The following is a 1973-nucleotide window of genomic DNA, read 5'->3' on the forward strand; positions in this document are numbered from 1 at the left end:
CAACAATGTGTATAATTCATTGCTAGTTATAGCATGCTTACGAAAGTCCTCGCGGACTTTCTATCTGTGATTTATTTGCTAACTTTAGTGCTTAAACACGCAACGAAATCATACACTAGACCGTTGTAAGTAATGCCGCAAAACCTAGAAACCGAGTGAATAAAACGATATTTGAAATTACCAAAATGGATTGTCCTTCAGAGGAAAATCTAATCCGAATGAAATTGGACGGAATTTCAAGTATTGCGAATTTGGACTTTGATATTCCGCACCGAAAATTGACCGTTTTTCACAGCGGAGAAATTGACCAAATCGAAAAGTCCGTTATCGAATTGAATTTAGGTGGAAAAAAAATCTCAACGGAACAAACCGACCAAACGGAATTTAAAGAAAACGAAAATCAGAAAAAACTACTTTGGTCTGTACTTGCCATAAATTTTGCTTTTTTCATTATTGAAATGACAACAGGAATTATCTCAAAATCTATGGGACTTGTTGCCGATAGTTTAGATATGCTTGCGGACAGTTTTGTGTACGGAATTAGTTTGTTTGCGGTTGGCGGAACAGTAATAAAGAAAAAACGGATTGCCAAACTTGCTGGATATTTTCAAATAATACTTGCGATTATTGGATTTGTAGAAGTCTTGAGAAGATTTTTCGGAAACGAGAAACTTCCCGATTTTTCAACAATGATTATAGTTTCGATTTTTGCACTTATTGCAAACGGAATTTGTCTTTATATTTTGCAAAAGTCAAAGAGCAAAGAAGAAGCACATATGAAAGCGAGTATGATTTTCACTTCGAATGACGTGATTATCAATTTGGGAGTAATTATTGCAGGAATTTTAGTGCATTATTTGAGTTCTAATAAACCTGATTTGATTATCGGAACAATTGTTTTTGCATTGGTAATTCAAGGAGCATTTCGGATTTTGAAATTAAGTAAGTGAACTAAAAAAGCACTACTTACAACAACGTGTATAATTAATGGCTGGTTCTCGCCTACTTACGAAAATCCTCGCGGATTTTCTATTCGGTTTTTATTTGCTAAATTAGGTGCTTAAACACGCCACTAATCATACACAAAACCGTTGTAAGTAATGTAACCGAACAAACTAATGAACATTTTATTTAGAAGAATTCTATTAATTTCAATTCCTTTATTTCTAATTTCTTGCGGTTCTTCAAAATTTGCGTTGGATTATCCTGACTATGTGACCTTAGAAAAAATTGAATATAAAAGTAAAGAAATTTACTTCATACCGATGTTCCATTTCGGGGATGAAACATTTTATAAAGATGTCAGAAAAAAAATTGATTCATTGCGAAAAAATAATTTTATTTTTTATTACGAGACTGTAAAAAATCCACTCAATATTGATTCATTAGATAGCGATATTAGTAAACGAAAATTTAGAAAACTATACGGAAAATCAATTACATCAAAACGTTATGACACAGTAACTAAAAAATTAAGAGGGAAATATAAATATGTTGGAGAAGATAAAATCATAAATCAACCAAACAGAGAAAGTCTGAATATTAACGATAATGACAAAAAAGCTGACATACCAATTATTACTTTGATTTCAGAATTTGAAAAAAAATATGGTAAAATAAATTTATCAAATTGTGATTTCAGAACTGACTTAAAAAAAGTTACCTATAAGTGTAAAAAAATAAAAGAGGAATTATCTTCGGCATTTAAAAGAGATTTTATTTTAAAATTACGTAACGAGTTTGTTGCTAACAAGGTTATCTCTTCTGAGGACAATAAAATAGTTATTATCTATGGTGCATCACATTTAAATGAAATAAAAAGAATGATTGAAAGCAAAAACACTACTTACAACAAAGAACTGAGGTAAAAAACAAGTAAATTCTTCATTAATCTGAGACAATAGTATTTTAGGCCCATAGATTCGAAAAAATGATTCTTTGAGCTTTTTTTATTTGATTTATCTACGTTTTAC

The 1973-nt window shown here is 30.6% G+C and carries 2 protein-coding genes; both read left to right on the top strand.

The genetic code is table 11. The features are described from left to right. The first annotated feature begins 155 nt into the window (after positions 1–155). Complete coding sequence (locus tag ACFSQJ_RS14360) at positions 156–950, top strand: cation transporter (RefSeq protein WP_377767666.1); 795 nt, start codon at positions 156–158, stop codon at positions 948–950. Between the two features lie 168 nt (positions 951–1118). Beyond that, the gene (locus ACFSQJ_RS14365) at positions 1119–1868 is read left to right on the top strand and encodes a hypothetical protein (RefSeq protein ID WP_377767667.1); all 750 of its coding nucleotides are present in this window, start codon (positions 1119–1121) and stop codon (positions 1866–1868) included. The last annotated feature ends 105 nt before the right edge of the window (positions 1869–1973 follow it).

It is taken from the genome of Croceitalea marina, assembly GCF_042684265.1.
In the GTDB taxonomy this organism is placed as follows: Bacteria; Bacteroidota; Bacteroidia; order Flavobacteriales; family Flavobacteriaceae; genus Croceitalea; species Croceitalea marina.